The 15,434-nt window shown below is 72.5% G+C and carries 13 protein-coding genes; 8 read left to right on the top strand and 5 right to left on the bottom strand.

Features of this window, described 5'->3' with window-relative positions:
- The first annotated feature begins 96 nt into the window (after positions 1–96).
- The gene (locus tag ACZ6ZR_RS14700) at positions 97–1,932 is read left to right on the top strand and encodes a helix-turn-helix domain-containing protein (RefSeq protein ID WP_465642467.1); all 1,836 of its coding nucleotides are present in this window, start codon (positions 97–99) and stop codon (positions 1,930–1,932) included.
- Positions 1,933–1,976: 44 nt separating this feature from the next.
- Here the strand turns inward: ACZ6ZR_RS14700 and ACZ6ZR_RS14705 are convergent, their stop codons facing one another.
- Positions 1,977–2,600: a GNAT family N-acetyltransferase gene (locus tag ACZ6ZR_RS14705; protein WP_465642468.1), complete on the bottom strand. Its 624-nt coding sequence runs from the start codon at positions 2,598–2,600 to the stop codon at positions 1,977–1,979.
- Between the two features lie 164 nt (positions 2,601–2,764).
- On the opposite strand from ACZ6ZR_RS14705, the gene ACZ6ZR_RS14710 reads away from it, so the two are divergent.
- The 5 genes from ACZ6ZR_RS14710 (at position 2,765) to ACZ6ZR_RS14730 (ending at position 8,644) form a co-directional block, all read left to right on the top strand.
- Entirely contained in the window at positions 2,765–4,417 is a 1,653-nt protein-coding gene (locus ACZ6ZR_RS14710; protein ID WP_465642469.1) for an AMP-binding protein, read from the top strand.
- 49 nt (positions 4,418–4,466) lie between these two features.
- Positions 4,467–5,180, top strand: a complete 714-nt coding sequence (locus ACZ6ZR_RS14715) for a response regulator transcription factor (protein WP_465642470.1) — start codon at positions 4,467–4,469, stop codon at positions 5,178–5,180.
- Positions 5,177–6,559 (top strand): sensor histidine kinase, encoded by a 1,383-nt coding sequence (locus ACZ6ZR_RS14720; protein WP_465642471.1) that lies wholly within the window; start codon positions 5,177–5,179, stop codon positions 6,557–6,559. Before ACZ6ZR_RS14715 ends, ACZ6ZR_RS14720 begins: the two co-directional genes overlap by 4 nt.
- A 58-nt stretch (positions 6,560–6,617) precedes the next feature.
- Positions 6,618–7,124, top strand: coding sequence for a GNAT family N-acetyltransferase (locus ACZ6ZR_RS14725; protein WP_465642472.1), 507 nt, complete (start codon positions 6,618–6,620; stop codon positions 7,122–7,124).
- A gap of 305 nt (positions 7,125–7,429) precedes the next feature.
- On the top strand, positions 7,430–8,644 hold the full coding sequence (locus ACZ6ZR_RS14730; RefSeq protein WP_465642510.1) for a chitinase: 1,215 nt from the start codon (positions 7,430–7,432) through the stop codon (positions 8,642–8,644).
- 69 nt (positions 8,645–8,713) lie between these two features.
- Here ACZ6ZR_RS14730 and ACZ6ZR_RS14735 read toward each other — a convergent pair whose 3' ends face one another.
- Positions 8,714–9,238, bottom strand: coding sequence for an SgcJ/EcaC family oxidoreductase (locus ACZ6ZR_RS14735; protein WP_465642473.1), 525 nt, complete (start codon positions 9,236–9,238; stop codon positions 8,714–8,716).
- A 290-nt stretch (positions 9,239–9,528) separates the two neighbouring features.
- Between ACZ6ZR_RS14735 and ACZ6ZR_RS14740 the strand changes: the two genes are divergently transcribed.
- On the top strand, positions 9,529–11,580 hold the full coding sequence (locus tag ACZ6ZR_RS14740) for a phosphocholine-specific phospholipase C (RefSeq protein WP_465642474.1): 2,052 nt from the start codon (positions 9,529–9,531) through the stop codon (positions 11,578–11,580).
- Positions 11,581–11,590: 10 nt separating this feature from the next.
- Here the strand turns inward: ACZ6ZR_RS14740 and ACZ6ZR_RS14745 are convergent, their stop codons facing one another.
- The 3 genes from ACZ6ZR_RS14745 to ACZ6ZR_RS14755 all read right to left on the bottom strand — a co-directional run bounded on the left by ACZ6ZR_RS14745 (position 11,591) and on the right by ACZ6ZR_RS14755 (position 14,161).
- Positions 11,591–12,043 carry a DUF5990 family protein gene (locus tag ACZ6ZR_RS14745; protein ID WP_465642475.1) on the bottom strand — a complete coding sequence of 151 codons (453 nt, stop codon included), beginning with the start codon at positions 12,041–12,043 and terminating at the stop codon, positions 11,591–11,593.
- Between the two features lie 65 nt (positions 12,044–12,108).
- Entirely contained in the window at positions 12,109–13,095 is a 987-nt protein-coding gene (locus ACZ6ZR_RS14750; protein WP_465642476.1) for an SMP-30/gluconolactonase/LRE family protein, read from the bottom strand.
- Between the two features lie 118 nt (positions 13,096–13,213).
- The gene (locus ACZ6ZR_RS14755; protein ID WP_465642477.1) at positions 13,214–14,161 is read right to left on the bottom strand and encodes a methionyl-tRNA formyltransferase; all 948 of its coding nucleotides are present in this window, start codon (positions 14,159–14,161) and stop codon (positions 13,214–13,216) included.
- A 196-nt stretch (positions 14,162–14,357) separates the two neighbouring features.
- Between ACZ6ZR_RS14755 and ACZ6ZR_RS14760 the strand changes: the two genes are divergently transcribed.
- Positions 14,358–15,383, top strand: coding sequence for an iron-siderophore ABC transporter substrate-binding protein (locus ACZ6ZR_RS14760; RefSeq protein ID WP_465642478.1), 1,026 nt, complete (start codon positions 14,358–14,360; stop codon positions 15,381–15,383).
- Positions 15,384–15,434: the final 51 nt, after the last annotated feature.

Raw genomic sequence — 15,434 nt, forward strand, 5'->3', positions numbered from 1 at the left:
AAAGACTGTTCGCTAACTTGCATCTACCATGCACAACTGCGTGATCTCCTGGCATCGGCGAGGGTGGGCCAGGGCGCGGAGCACAAGGAGCACCACATGATCGTCGGGGACCTGCTGGACCTGGCCGACCTGCACATCGAAGCCGCCTGGGCACCCCCCGAGCTGCTGGCCACCGAGGTCACCGGAGTCACCTCCACCGACCTCCAGGACCCGGCCCGCTACCTCCAGCGCGGCGAGCTGGTGCTCACCGGGTTGGTCTGGTGGCGCCCCGAGGACGGCCCGGCCGCCGCCTCGGCCGCGCTGCGCTTCGCCAACGCGCTGCGCAGCGCGGGCGCCGCCGCCCTGCTCGCGGGCGAGGGCACCCACGGCGCCGTCCCGCCAGAGCTGGCCGAGGCCTGCCGCCTGCACGGCGTCCCGCTGCTCTCCGTCCCGGCCGGCACCAGCTTCCGGGCCGTCACCGACCGGGTGTACCTGCGGCTCTGGGGCGACCTCGGCACCCCGGAGGAGGGTGCCGCCGCCCTCCCGGCGGCGGTCCGCCGGGACCTGCTGGCGCTGCTCGGCGCGCACGCCCGGGCGGCGGCGGGCGACGGCGGTGGCGCGGCCTTCGGTGGTGCTCTCCTTGACGGTGCGTCCGTCGACGGTGTGTCGGGCGGCTCGGAGGGCGGCTCGGGGGGAGGTGCGGAGGCAGGTGCGGGCGGCCCGTCACCGGTGCGTGACGCCGTGCTGGGGGAGGTGCTGGCGACGGCGGTGAACCGGCTCGGGCTGCCGGGCTGCGCGCTGCTCACCGGCTCCGGGCGGGTGCTGGCCGCCTCCTCGGAGGAGGCGGAGGCCGAGGTGCTCGCGACCCTGGGCGGCGGGCGGGGCGGCGGGGCCGTCACGGTCGGCCCGACCGGCGACACCCCCTTCGACGGCTGGCTGCTGCGGACCGCCGCCGAACCCGCCCCGGCCGTTCGTACGCTGCTGCACGGCCTCGCCGAGCTGCTGGCCCCCGCGGCCGCCCGGGCCAGGGCGACCACCGCCGCCCAGCGCCGCACCGCCGCCCGCCTCGTCGGCCTGCTCGGACCGGACGGCGGGCCTGGCCTGGCCGAGGCCCTGACGCTCTGTCGGCTCCCGGCCGGGAAAGCCCTCACCCCGGTGGTGGTCCGGGCCGAGGGCGCCCCCGAGGGCTGGGCGGTCGCGGCCCTCGCGGAAGCGCTGCACCTGGCGGGCGTACCGTTCGCCGCGGCCCCGGAGCCGCCCCACCCGGCCGGCGTCCCGGTGCCCTTCCACCGGGCCGCCGACGCGTTCGGCCCGTCCGGGTCGGCCCGGGCCGGGGCCCCGGCGGAGCAGGCCGCGGCGTCCCCGGAGGGCCTGCCGTCCGGGGACGCGGCGGCCGTACCCCCGCATGAGCCGCGGCCCGGCCGGGGCTGCGCGGTGGCCCTGGTGGCCGCGCCGGCGCCGGAGGTCACGGCGGCCCTGCGCGCCCTCTGGCCGCGCTTCGAGCGCCGCCTCGCCGTGCACGGCCCGCTGCGCGGCGGTGTCGGCCCGAGCGCCGGACCGGAGCGGACCGAGCTGGCCGCCGCCCTGGTGCAGGCCCGCTACGCGCTGGCCTCGGGCGCCGGGGGGCCGGTCGGCAGCAGCGCCGAACTCGGCTCCCTCGCCGCCCTGTTGAGCGGCATCCCGCCGGAGGTGCGGAGCGCCTTCCGGTGGCGTCTGCTGGCCCCGCTGGCGGCCCACGACCGGGCCAACCCGGTCTCCCTGCTCGACACCCTGGACACCTTCCTGCGGCACAACGCCTCGTGGTCCCGCACCGCCGAGGCCCTGCACATCCACGTCAACACGGTGCACTACCGCATCCGCAGGATCGAGGAACTGACCGGCCGCAGCCTCACCCAGCTGGAGCACCGGATGGACCTGAGGGCGGCCCTGCTCTGCTCCACCTCCGAGAGCTGACGGCCCGTCGGGCCCGCCCGGGGCGACGGTGGCGTTCCGGACGGTCAGCGGGTGGTCGAGCGGCCGAGGTAGGTGAGCGGGCCGGGGTCGGGGACCGGGATGACGTGGAAGCCGGTGCGGTCGTAGAAGGCCCGGGCGCGGGTGTTGGCGCTCACCATGCCGAGGTGCACCTGCCCTGCGCCGGCCTGGCGCAGGGCGTCGAGCAGACGCTCGATCAGCAGGCGTCCGAAGCCGCGGCCCTGGAACCGCGGGAGCAGGTCGATGTGCAGATGGGCGGGGTAGTCGGCCAGTTCGGGCAGGACCATCCGCTCGGGGGTGTGCAGCAGCAGGGCCATCAGCTCGTCGCCGTCGGCCGGTTCGCCGGCCGGGGGCGGGTAGCGGTGGCCGACCCGGGGGAGCCAGTGCTCGCGGAGCTCGGCGGCGAACCGGGTGGTGTCGGAGGTGCCCAGCACGTACCCGACCGCAGTGCCCCTGCCGTCGTCCAGGACGTACGCGAGGCCGGGTTCGAACTCGAGGTAGGGCCCGGCGAAGTTGTCCGGGAGCACCTGCTCGTTCCGGTAGAGGCCGGTGGCGTCGCCGCCGGCCTCGGCGGTGCGGACGCAGATGTCGTACACCGCCTCGCGGTCGGCCGGGCGGTACGGGCGGATCGTCGGCTGCGGGTTCTCCACCGGTGTCCTCTCCTGCTTCGGGGGCTGTCGGTCGAACGGCAGAACGGTTGGCCAGGGCCCGCCGTGCCCAACTCCGGTGGCGGGGCCTGCTCTAGACTCGGTGATCCTTCGTGCGGCGAGTCCGCACGAGCGCTTCCGCGCCCACCCGAGCCGAGGAGTCCCGCATGCCGACGGTGCCCCAGCCCAGTATCAGCACCGGCCCCACGGAGAGCCCGCTGCTGGAGCTCACCATCGGGGAGGCCCTCGACCGCACCGTGCTGGCGCATCCGGAGCGCGAGGCCCTGGTGGACGTGGAGAGCGGGCGCCGCTGGACGTACCTTCAACTGGCCGACGAGGTGGACCGGGTGGCGCTCGGGCTGCTCCGGCTCGGGGTCCTGCCGGGTGACCGGGTCGGGATCTGGGCGCCCAACTGTCCGGAGTGGGTGTTCACCCAGTACGCCACCGCGCGGATCGGCGCGGTGCTGGTCACCGTCAACCCCGGCTACCGCAGCCACGAACTCGAGTACGTGCTGCGCCAGTCGGGCATCCGGACGGTGGTCGCCGCGCCCTCGTTCAAGACCTCCGACTACGCGGCCATGCTGGCCGAGGCCCGCCCGGCCTGCCCCGGGCTGGCGGACGTCCTGCTGATCGGCACCGACGGCTGGCGGGAGCTGCTGGACACCGACCTGTCCGACCGGGCCCGGCTGGACGCGGTGGCCGCCGGGCTGGGCGCAGACCAGGCGATCAACATCCAGTACACCTCGGGCACCACCGGTTTCCCGAAGGGCGCCACGCTCTCGCACCGCAACATCCTGAACAACGGTCACTTCGTCGGCGAGCTCTGCGGCTACACCGAGCAGGACCGGATCTGCGTCCCCGTCCCCTTCTACCACTGCTTCGGCATGGTGATGGGCAACCTCGCGGCCCTCACCCACGGCGCCTGCGTGGTCATCCCCGCCCCGGGCTTCGACCCGGCCGCCACCCTGCGCGCGGTCGCCGCCGAGCGCTGCACCTCCCTCTACGGGGTGCCCACCATGTTCATCGCCGAGCTCAACGACCCTTCCTTCGAGGAGCACGACCTGGGCAGCCTGCGCACCGGCATCATGGCGGGCTCGCCCTGCCCGGTGGAGGTGATGAAGCAGGTGGTCGAGCGGATGGGCATGCGTGACGTGTCGATCTGCTACGGCATGACCGAGACCTCCCCGGTCTCCACCCAGACCCGCCTGGACGACCCGCTGGAGCGCCGGGTCTCCACCGTCGGCCGGGTCGGCCCGCACCTCAAGGTCAAGGTGGTCGACCCGGCCACCGGCGAGACCGTCCCGCGCGGCACGCACGGTGAACTCCGCACCCGGGGCTACTCGGTGATGCTCGGCTACTGGGACGACCCCGAGCGCACCGCCGAGGCGGTGGACGCCGAGGGGTGGATGCGCACCGGGGACCTGGCGGTGATGGACGAGGCGGGCTACCTCAACATCACCGGCCGGATCAAGGACATGGTCATCCGGGGCGGCGAGAACCTCTACCCGCGCGAGATCGAGGAGTTCCTGCACACCCACCCCGACGTCCTGGACGCCCAGGTGATCGGGGTGCCGGACGCGAAGTACGGCGAGGAGCTGATGGCCTGGGTCAAACTCCGCCCCGGCGCGGCCGAGTTGACCCCGGAGGCGCTCCGGGCCTACTGCGCGGGCCGGATCGCCCACTACAAGGTGCCGCGCTACGTCCACCTGGTGGAGGAGTACCCGATGACCGTCACCGGCAAGATCCGCAAGGTGGAGATGCGGGCGGAGGCGATCGAGCTGCTCGGCCTCCAGCGGACGGCCGGCGCCGAGCACGCCTGACGGCGGGCCCGGTCCGGGGCCGTGCTGAGGCCCCGTTAGGGTGGCTCACGTGCGTGTACTGCTGGTGGAGGATGACGAGCCGGTCGCCCAGTCGCTGCGGCGGGGCCTGCTGCGCTACGGGTTCGAGGTGGAGTGGGTCGCCACGGGACAGGCGGCGCTGACCGCCGCCGACCCCTACGACCTGGTGCTGCTGGACCTCGGACTGCCCGACACCGACGGGCTGGACGTGTGCAAGGAGCTGCGGGCCCGGGGCACGGTGCCGATCATCGTGATCAGTGCCCGCAGCGACGAGACCGACCGGGTGGTGGGGCTGGAACTCGGGGCGGACGACTACGTCTCCAAGCCCTTCGGGGTCCGCGAGGTGATCGCCCGGATCAGGGCGGTGATGCGGCGGGTCCAGCCCCGCTCCGCCACCGGGGCGGGCAGCGGGCCCGACCGCTACGGCGCCCGCCTCACGGTGGACCGCCGCGCCGCCCGGGTCCACCTGGACGGCACCGAAGTCGCGCTCGCGCCCAAGGAGTACGACCTGCTGGCCTTCCTCACCGAGGAGCCGGGCGCCCTGATGAGCCGTGAGCAGATCATGGAAGCGGTCTGGGACGCCAACTGGTTCGGCCCGACCAAGACCCTGGACGTGCACGTGGCCGCGCTGCGGCGCAAGCTCGCCGGGGCGGTGGTGATCGAGGCGGTGCGCGGGGTCGGCTTCCGGTTGGTCATCACCGAGGAGACTGCGCCCGGGGGCGGAGCAGGAGACGGTCCGGCATGATCCGCCGGCTGATCGTCAGCTACGTGCTGCTGGTGGCGGTCGCGCTGGCCGCCTTCACGGTGCCGGTGGCCTTCACCCTGACCGCGCAGCTGCGCGGCGACACCGAGGAGTCGGTGCGCCGCGAGGCCACCACCATGGCGCTGCTGCTCGGCGCGGGTGACCAGCCGGCCAGGCAAGCGCTTTCCCGGCTGGCCGGCGCCTACGCCGAGGAGACCCCGGGCCGGGTGGAGTTGGTGGCCGCCGACGGGGGAGCGGTGGACTCCCTGCCCCGCCCCGACGATCCGCAGGACAAGGCGCTCCGACGCGCCGTCAGCGAGGGCCGCACCACGGTGGACTGGGGCTCCCGGCTGGTCTGGGGCCCCGAACTGGTCGTCACCGTCCCCGCCCGCGCGCCGGACGCCGGCACGATCACCGGCGCGGTGCGGATCCGCTACGCCACCGCCGACCTCACCGACCGGCTCTGGCGGATCTGGGGCTTCCGCGCGGTGCTGGCCGTCGGCGTGCTGGCGGTGGCCGCCGGGCTGGGCGCCATCGTGGCCCGGCTGCTCACCCGCCCGCTGCGCCAACTCAACGAGATGGCCAGCCGGTTCGGCGCCGGGGACCTGACCGCCCGCTCTCCGGTCACCGGGCCGCAGGAGACCAGGACGCTGGCCCTGACCCTCAATCAGGGCGCCGAGCGGCTGGACACCCTGGTCGCCTCGCAGCGCATCTTCGTCGCCGACGCCTCCCACCAGCTGCGCACCCCGCTCACCGCGCTGCGGCTGTCGCTGGACAACATCGCCGACGGGGTGGACGACGAGTTCGTCCGGGAGGACGTGGAGCAGGCCACCGCCGAGGTGGTCCGGATGAGCCGGCTGGTCAGCGGTCTGCTGGTGCTGGCCCGGGCGGAGGCCAAGGTGTCCGCCCCGGAGCCGCTGGTGCTACGGGAGTTGGTGGCCGAGCGGCTGGCGGTCTGGCGCCCGGCGGGGGAGGAGCGCGGGGTGACCATCGCGCTGTCGGGGGGCACCGACGACCTGCCGAGGGTGCTGGCCGGGCCGGGCAACCTCGACCAGGTGCTGGACAACGTGCTCTCCAACGCCCTGGAGGTCTCCCCGGACGGCTCCACCATCACCGTGCGGCTGACCGCCCGCCCGGGCGACCAGGTGCTGCTCGAGGTCCTCGACCAGGGACCGGGCATGTCCGAGGCCGAACGCTCCCGGGCCTTCGACCGCTTCTGGCGCGGCCAGGGCCTGACCGGCCGCACCGGCTCCGGCCTGGGCCTGGCGATCGTCCGCCAACTGGTCACCGACGACGGTGGCACCGCCACCCTCGCCGAGGCCCCGGGCGGCGGCCTCCGGGTCGGGATCACCCTCAGGACCGAGTCCCGGACGGGACGTTAGCGTCCCGGGACGGTAAACGAGTTGCTGACCGGCCGGGTAGGCGGGCAGGGTCTGGATCATGATCCAACTACGTGCTCTGACCTCGGACGACTGGCTCCTCTGGCGGGGGGTGCGACTGGCCGCGCTCACCGAGGCGCCCTACGCCTTCGGATCGACCCTGGACCAGTGGCAGGGCCCCGGCGACCGGGAGGAGCGCTGGCGTGCCCGGCTGTCGGTCCCCGGCGCGCACGACCTCGTCGCGCTCCTCGACGGCCGCCCGGTGGGCATCGCCGGCGGAGTGCCGGGCGAGGAGGCGGGGACCGTGGAGTTGATCTCGATGTGGGTCGGCCCCGAGGCCCGGGGCAAGGGCGTGGGTGACCGGCTCATCCGGGCGATCGAGCGGTGGGCGGCGGAGCGCGGGGCCACGACCATCCGGCTGTCCGTCATGCCGGACAACCCGAAGGCGACCCTGCTCTACGAGCGCCACGGTTTCACGGACACGGGTGAGCCGGGCGACCTCCTGCCCGACGGCGTGCGCCGCGAGCGGGTGATGGCGAAGCGCCTGGCGGTGTCGACCGACTCTTGACCCCCCGTTGACCTGTGCTTTGTCGAGCGGGGTGCGCCCGGGACATGACGGCCCGTCAAGGGTTGACGGTAGTCCGGTACAGGTCTATACCAGTGGTCAGTCACGTCAACTTCGGCCTGGTTCCCGACCGTTGGCCCGGCCGCGCGCCCCCACTCTCCGCGCGTCCGGGCCACCGTCCTCGCCGCCTCCTGGAGAGGTTCCCGATGGAACGCGTACTGCCCCCACACGCTCATGCCCCTGCCTCTGCCCCTGCCCCTGCCTCTGCCCCCGCCGCCCGTCGGCCGCGCCGCGCCGTCGCCGTGGCAGTGGCCGTCTTCGGACTGCTGGCCGGCGGCGTCGCCGCGGTCACCGCGAGCGGTACGGCGAACGCCGTCGCCGCCGCCGGGATCGGTTCCAACTGGTACGCCTCCGCGCCGTACCTGATGCCCGAGGACAACAGCCCGCCGAACGCCGCCGCGGTGATGGACGCGACCGGTCAGAAGGCGTTCCAACTGGCGTTCATCCTGGCCCAGGGCAGCAATTGCAGCCCCGCCTGGGGCGGCACGTCCTCGATCGACACCGACACCACCATGCCCGCCGTGATCCAGACCATCCGGAACAAGGGCGGCGACGTCTCGGTCTCGGTCGGCGGCTACGGCGGCACCAAGCTCGGCCAGACCTGCGGCACCCCGGAGGCGACCGCCGCCGCGTACCAGAAGGTGGTGACCAAGTACGGCCTCAAGGCGATCGACTTCGACCTGGAGGAGCCGGAGTACGAGAACACCGCCGCGATCCACAACGAGATCGGCGCGGCCCGGATCCTCCAGCAGAACAACCCGGGCATCTACATCTCCATCACCACGGCCGGGACCAATGCCGGCACCGGCTGGTTCGGTACCCAGATGCTGCTGGAGGCGAAGTCGCAGGGCTTCACCCCCGACAACTACTCGATCATGCCGTTCGACGGCGGCTTCAACGGCGCGGCGGCGCAGACCGACGCGCTGGTGAAGTTCAACGGCATCCTGCAGAGCACCTTCGGCTGGAACGAGGCGACCGCGTACGCGCACGAGGGCGTCTCGCTGATGAACGGCCGCACCGACGCCGCCGAGTACTTCCGGCAGGCCGACTTCCAGACCGTGCTGGACTTCGCGACCGCGCACCGGCTGGCCCGCTACACCTACTGGTCCGTCAACCGCGACCGGCAGTGCGCGGGCACCGTGGACCCGGGCCTGTCCGGCGCCTGCTCCAGCGTGGTGCAGAACGACTGGGACTTCACCAAGTACACCGTGAAGTTCGCCGGGGCGACCCCGCCCACCACCACCCCCAGCCCCTCGCCGAGCACGAGCCCGAGCAGCAGCCCGAGCCCGTCCGGCGGCGGCTGCTCGGCCGCGCCGAGCTGGAGCGCGACCACCACCTACGCCACCGCGGGTGCGAAGGTCTCCTGGAAGGGCCACTACTGGACCAACAAGTGGTGGACCCTGAACGAGGATCCGACGCTCAGCGGCCAGTGGGGAGTGTGGGCGGACAACGGCGCCTGCTGACAGCACGGAGACGGACGGGCCGCACGACCGGGAGCATGTGCCTCCCGTCCGTGCGGCCCGTTCCGGTGCTCAGCCCTCGGCGGGGAGGACCGAGGAGTGGTGGTTGACGATCAGCCACTTGCCGTTGCGCTTCTCGTACTCGTAGGTGTAGCGCGCCTCGACCGGCTTGGTCACGCCGGTCTTCGGGTCGGTCAGGTGGAAGCGGTAGACGCCGGCGTCGAGCGCGGAGTCCTTGTCCAGGATGTTGATCACGCTGCGGACCTTCTCGCCGCGCGGCTTCTTCTGCAGGAAGTGCTCGAAGTAGTCGGTGATCTCGGCCCGGTTGGTGCGGATCTGCGGGGAGGCGGTGGGCAGCAGCACCGCGTCCTTGGCGTAGCGGTCGGCGACCTTGGCCGGGTCCCCGGTCCGGAGGGCCGCGTTCCACTGGTCGAAGAGGGCGGCTATCTCACGCTCGGTGGGCCTGCCGCGCCGGTCGTCGTCCCCGGCCTGGGCGACCCCGGCGGTGACGGTGGCGGCTGCGGCGACCGCGACGGCGGCGGCCACCGCGACCCGGAAGCGGGTCGGACGCCGACGGTCGGGACGGTGACTCTGCATCAGTGCTCCTGCTCTGCTCGGTTGCGAGTGGCTCCACCCTCTCGATCGGCGGGCAAGGGGTGGTACAGGAGAGGTGCAGGGGAGCGGAAGGGGGCGGACAAGGTTGCGGACAGAAGGGGAAAATGGCCAGACAACCGGCTCTGTCGGACAGGACAACTCGGCGTGATGGCATGCGTTTGCCAGGTGTACCGCGGGCAGCCATCAGAGGTCCGCCGGGCGGTACCCGAGGAGCGTTTTTCTTGTGGCCGCCAGTCCTCAGCCCCCTCACCCTCCCGAGGTCAAAGCCACCCATGACCGACATCAATCGCCGCCGGTTCCTCCAACTCGCCGGTGGTACCGCCGCGTTGACCATGCTCTCGGACTCCATCGCCCGGGCCGCCGCGATCCCCGCGCAGGGCAGTACCGGTACCATCCAGGACGTCGAGCACATCGTCGTGCTGATGCAGGAGAACCGTTCCTTCGACCACTACTTCGGCGCCATGAAGGGCGTCCGCGGCTTCGGTGACCCGCGCCCGGTCACCCTGCCCAGCGGGAAGTCGGTCTGGAACCAGTCCAGCGGCGGCAAGGTCACCCTGCCGTTCCGCCCCAACTCCGCCAAGCTCGGCATGGAGTACCTCCAGGGCCTGAACCACGACTGGGCCGGCGGCCAGTCGGCCTTCAACAAGGGCAAGTACGACAACTGGATCCCCGCCAAGACCACCGCCACGATGGCCTACCTGACGCGGCAGGACATCCCGTTCCACTACGCGCTGGCCGACGCCTTCACCATCTGCGACGCCTACCACTGCTCCTTCATCGGTGCCACCGACCCGAACCGCTACTACCTGTGGTCCGGCTACGTGGGCAACGACGGCACCGGCGGCGGCCCCGTGCTCAACAACGCCGAGGCGGGCTACGGTTGGACCACCTACCCCGAGCGCCTTGAGGCTGCCGGGGTCTCCTGGAAGGTCTACCAGGACGTCGGCGACGGCCTGAACGCGGCCGGTTCCTGGGGCTGGATCAACGACGCCTTCCGCGGCAACTACGGTGACAACTCGCTGCTGTACTTCAACAACTACCGCAACGCCCAGCCCGGCAGCCCGCTCTACGAGAAGGCCCGCACCGGCACCAACGCCAAGGCCGGCGAGGGCTACTTCGACAAGCTGCGCGCCGACGTGCAGGCGGGCACCCTGCCCAAGGTGTCCTGGATCGCCGCGCCCGAGGCCTTCTCCGAGCACGCCAACTGGCCCGCGAACTACGGCGCCTGGTACGTCTCGCAGGTGCTGGACGCGCTCACCTCCAACCCGGACGTGTGGGCCCGCACCGCGCTCTTCATCACCTACGACGAGAACGACGGCTTCTTCGACCACGTCGTCCCGCCGTTCGCGCCCTCCGGCGCCTCCCAGGGCCTGTCCACCGTGCCCACCACGCTGGACTACTTCCCGGGCAAGACCGGCTACGTGGCCGGTCCGTACGGGCTCGGCCCCCGGGTGCCGATGATCGTGGTCTCGCCGTGGAGCACCGGTGGCTACAGCTGCTCGGAGACCTTCGACCACACCTCGGTGATCCGCTTCATCGAGAAGCGCTTCGGGGTCAACGAGCCGAACATCTCGCCCTGGCGCCGCGCGATCTGCGGTGACCTCACCTCGGCGTTCGACTTCGCCCGTACCGGCACCGCCGCCGCGCTGCCCTCCACGGCCGGCTACTACCCGCCGGACAAGAACCGCCACAGCGACTTCCTCGCGGTGGCCCCCGCCACCGGCACCATGCCGCGCCAGGAGGCCGGGGCCAAGCCCACCCGGCCGCTCAAGTACGCGCCGTACGTGGACGGTTCGGCCGACGTGGCGGGCGGCAAGTTCAAGCTCACCTTCAGCGGCGGCCCGTCGGCCGGTGCCCAGTTCTACGTGACCTCGGCCAACCGGACCGACGCCCCGTGGACCTACACCGCCGAGGCCGGCAAGTCGATCGCGGACACCTGGAACACCACCTACTCCAAGGGCGTCACCGACCTCACCGTGCACGGGCCGAACGGCTTCCTGCGCCGCTTCCGCAACCCGGGCAAGACGGCCGGCCCCGAGGTGACGGCCCGTCACAACGCGGCCACCGGTCAGCTCGACCTGACCTGCACCAACGCGGGCGCGGCCGCCGTCCTGACGGTGGTCAACGCCTACGGCAACACCACCCGCACGGTGAACGTCGCCACCGGTGCCACCGTCAGCCTCTCGCTGGACCTGACCGCCGGGCACCGCTGGTACGACGTCACCGTCACCTCCAACACCTCGGCCGACTTCGTCCGCCGCCTGGCGGGTGTGGTCGAGACCGGTGCTCCGGGCAGCTCGGACCCGGGCATCCTCACCAACTGATCGGTCGGTCTCAGTCGGTCCGCTCGCCCGTCCAGTCGATGACGGGCGGGCGGACCGCCGCGCAGAGCGGGTGGCCGAGCCGGTCGGTCAGGCCCAGACGGCCCGTCAACCGGCCCGTGGCCAGGGCGGTTTCGAACACCTCGGGCGGCACGCCGTCCAGCATCAGCTTGGCCCGGCGGAACAGCTCGCGGCCGCCGTCGGGGGGCACGCCCGTCCAGGTGAGGTAGAGGAAGCGCGCGCCCGGGCGGCCCTGGACGTACGGGCCGGTCAGGTCACCCGCCCCCTTCACGGCGCACTCCGCCGTCCAGCGGGCGGAGGCGGCGTCCCCCGGCACCGGGTCGAGCAACTCGTCGGCCCGGCCCTTGCGTTGCAGGCCCACCACGACCTCCCGGTAACCGGGGAAGCCGGGCCCGGGCGGGCAGTCGCGGCCGGGCAGGTCGTGCGCCTCGATGCGGATCTCCATGGGTGCCATTGTGCCGCCGGGGTCCGTCAACGGGACGGACCCCGGCGGCCCGTGGCCGTGGTGTTTCAGTGCATCGGGACGGCGACCACGTCGTAGTCGGTCTCCGGGGTGGGCTCGGTGCCGAAGCGGGCGTTCGGCAGGTAGAGGCGGCCGTCGAAGGCGGCCACCGTGGCGGGGACCCGGAAGCGCGGGTCGGTGATCCGGCGGGTGACGGTGCCCCGGCGGCCGGAGGCGTCGAGGCGGACGACCGCGACCTCGTTGTTCTGGTTGCGCACCACGAAGAGCTCCCGGCCGCACCGCAGCAGTCCGTCGCCGTTCACCAGCGACGCGCCGCCGAGGTCCACCTTGGTGGTGGCCCCGGTGGCCGGGTCGATCCGCTGGAGGACGCCGGTGGTCATGTTGACCACGAGCAGTGCGCGGCCGTCCGGGGTGGTCTCGATGCCGTTGGAGTTGATCTCGTCCGGCACGTGGTCCACGTCGCCGGTGAGCTGACGGCGGATCACCTGGTCAGGCCGGGGCAGCCGGCCCCCGGGGCCGAGCGGCAGGCCGTAGAGCACCGGCTGGAGCGACTCGGTGATCCAGACCACGTCCCGGGTCAGCACCACGTCGTTGACGAAGGTGTTCGCCGGGTCGGTGGCGAGCTGGTAGGAGGCCAGCAGCGCCCCGGTCCTGGTGTCCAGCACCCGGGCGTCACCGCCGAAGGCCCCGGCGGTGAACAGGCGGCCGCGGTCGTCGGCCTTCATGCCGAGCGAGGGCGTCCCGGCGGCCGGGCCGGCGTAGAGCAACTCGCCCTTACCGGTGGCGAGTTCGTAGCGGAGAACCCGGCCGTCGACCAGCGAGCCGAAGTAGGCCCGGCCCCGCGCGTCGATGGCGATGCCCTCGGGCCGGAAGCCGTTGGGAAGCGCGAAGCCGTTCGGCCGGCGATCCGGCCCGGCGAGGTGCCAACCGTCGTCGGCGGCCGACGCGGCCCCGGCGAGCGGGCCGAGCAGGGCCCCGGCCCCGGCCGCCGCACCGAGGCCGAGCAGGGAGCGTCGTGACAAGTTTTCGGGCATGGCAGAGTGTCCTTCCCCCGTGGAAGCTGATGCCCGACACTCCACCACACCCCGTCCCGTTCGCGCACCACCGCAGAACCCGTGCGGCACAAGTGGAACGGTGACCGTCCGGTAGGGCTCAGGGCCGGTCGGTGAGGTAGCCGCCCATGGTGGCGAAGTACTCGAGGGCGGGCAGCTCCCGGCCGTCCTCGGTGCGGACCCGGGTGACCGCCAGGCCGTGGGCGCGGCCGGTGCGGGCGTCGGGCCCGGCGACGATCACCACGCCGTCGCCCTCGCGGTAGAAGATCCGGCCGGGGGTGCCGCCGTAGCGCTGCTCGGAGACCCGGGCCGCGAGGATCTCCAGCCGCCGGCCCCGGTGGTGGGTGAAGGCGGCGGGGTACGGGGCGGACTGGGCCCGGACCAGACGGTCGAGCTCCTCGGCGGACCAGCGCCAGTCGATCCGGATGTCCTCCTCCGCGCGCTTGTGGAAGAAGGTCGCCCCGGACCGGTCCTGCGGGGTGAAGTCGGTGCGCCCGGAGGCGATTTCGGCCAATCCGTCGACGGTGATCGGGCCGAACAGCGCGAGCGTGCGGTGGAACAGGTCGGTGGTGGTGTCCCGTGGGCCGACCGGGACCGCCCGCTGGAGCACGATGTCCCCGGCGTCCAGGTGCTCGTCCATCAGGTGGGCGGTCACGCCGACCTCGGGCTCGCCGTTCAGCAGGGCCCAGATCAGCGGGGAGAAGCCGGCGTACTTGGGCAGCAGCGAGTCGTGCACGTTGAGGGTCCCGTGGCGCGGGAGCTGGAAGATCCGCGGCGGGATCAGCGTGCGCCAGTTGGTGGCCACGATGACGTCCGGGTCGGCCTCCTTGAGGCGGGCGTAGAGCTCCTCGTCGTCGGGCCGGTTGCGGATCACCACCGGGACGCCGTGGGCCTCGGCGAGCTCGGCGACCGAGTCGCTCCAGATCTTCTCGTAGGCGTGCTCACTGGCGGGGTGGGTGACCACCAGGACGACGTCGTGCTCGGACTCCAGGAGCGCTCGGAGGGTGCGGTGGCCCCAGGTCTGATAGCCGAACATGACGACCCGCATGAAGGTTCCTCCTCGGAAGGGACAGCCGGATGCGGTCAGTAAAGCAAGGCTTACCTAAGTTGTGCAACGAGGGCGAACTCCGGCCATCGAATGGCCAGTTGTCGACGGAGCGGACCGAGACGATCCGAGGTGGGCACTTGCACATTAACTTAGGCTTACCTAAGTTTGACTCTGTTTCCGCCTCGAAGGGAAGACCGTGCACCGTTCCGCAAGACGCCTCCCGCACGCGGCCGCCGCCGCTCTCGCCGCCCTCGCCCTGGCCGCCTGCGGGAGCGGCACCACACCGGCCGCCACGCCCGCCGCCGACGGCGCACCGAGCGGCTCCACCGCTGCCGGATTCCCCGTCACCGTCCAGCACAAGTACGGCAGTACGGAGATCAAGTCCGCCCCCAAGCGGGTGGTCACCCTCGGCCTCTCCGACCAGGACGCGGTGCTCGCGCTCGGGGTCAGGCCGGTCGGCGCGGTGGACTGGTTCAAGGAGAGCCCGTACGGCAAGTGGCCGTGGGCCAAGGACCTCTGGGGCGGCACCGCCCCGCAGGTGGTCGGGGAGCGCGACGAGTACACCATGGAGAAGATCGCCGGGCTGAAGCCCGACCTGATCATCGCCCAGTACTCCGGCATGAAGCAGGAGCAGTACGACACCCTGCGCAGGATCGCTCCGGTGGTCGCCCAGCCCAAGGAGCACCAGGACTACGCCGCGCCCTGGCAGGTGATGACCCGCCAGATCGGCAAGGCGCTCGGCAAGGAGGCCGAGGCCGAGCAGAAGATCACCGCGATCGGCGACCGCTTCAAGGCCGTCAAGGGCCGCCATCCCGAGTGGGCGCAGCAGACCCTGGCCGTCGCGGACAGCTTCGAGGCCGGCAAGTACTCGGCCTTCACTCGGGCCGACCCGAAGGCGATCTTCTTCAACGAGCTCGGCTTCGAGCTCAAGCCGGAGATCGACGCCCTGGCCAAGCCGGGCTGGAACGTCGCCGAGCTGAGCGCCGAGAAGCTCGACGTGCTCGACACCGACAGGCTGGTCTGGGTCACCTCCAGCGCCGCCGCCAACGAGCGGATCAAGGGCGAGCCGTTCTACCGCAAGCTCAAGGTGGAGCAGGAGAAGCGGGACCTCTTCGTCCCCTACACCGACCCGGACGTGGGCGCGGCGTTCTCCTTCAACACGGTGCTCTCGATCCCCTACGCGATCGACCAGATCGAGCCGCTGCTCAGCGCCAAGCGGTAGGGCCCGTCGAGGCCCGACGCGCCATCACCAGTCCATCCAGAGAGGCGTTCC

The sequence above is a fragment of the Kitasatospora sp. NPDC088742 genome (assembly GCF_055584905.1).